Annotated in this window: 1 protein-coding gene; it reads left to right on the forward strand. The window is 39.8% G+C overall.

What is annotated here, in order from left to right:
- Positions 1 to 108 precede the first annotated feature (108 nt).
- Positions 109 to 306: a hypothetical protein gene (locus tag KIH86_RS10730; protein ID WP_223084103.1), complete on the forward strand. Its 198-nt coding sequence runs from the start codon at positions 109 to 111 to the stop codon at positions 304 to 306.
- The last annotated feature ends 174 nt before the right edge of the window (positions 307 to 480 follow it).

Consider the following 480-nt stretch of genomic DNA (forward strand, 5'->3'; position numbering starts at 1 on the left):
AGTTATGGTTTGGGGGGAGGAATACAAGCAGTTCTTGAAGAAGGATGAAGCATAATGTTGGCTCTTCATTTCTTGTTGACGATAAGCAAGCAACTATAGGAGATTTTTATGAAATTGAATGAATTTTGGGTTTTGTATGATGCTGACAAGCGTATTCAGGGGTTCATTACGCATACTTTGAATGCGAATGCGCTGCAATTCAAGATGTTGATCGGTGGTATCGGTGATCTTGAAATTGAAGAGATCACATTAGATTTGCTTAAAGGCTACTTGTCCAAGCAATCGGATCGGCTAAAATCAAATTGATCGGCTTCACACCCTAAGATCTGTACGCAACGGCTTCGCAACCTGTACATCCATTTCCATACTCTCGAAAGACAGCTATTTCCTCGCTAGTTGCTCCTTAATAGTCAGTACTCCATTTGATCCAAGTTTCAAATCATTATAGAAATAGAGGAGGTTGGGAAAGGAATTTGATTG

It is taken from the genome of Paenibacillus sinensis (assembly GCF_019904155.1).
Classification (GTDB): Bacteria; Bacillota; Bacilli; order Paenibacillales; family Paenibacillaceae; genus Paenibacillus_AQ; species Paenibacillus_AQ sinensis.

Coding starts and splice junctions, on each gene's coding strand:
- KIH86_RS10730 (WP_223084103.1), top strand. CDS start 109: ATGAAATTGAATGAATTTTGGGTTTTGTATGATGCTGACAAGCGTATT.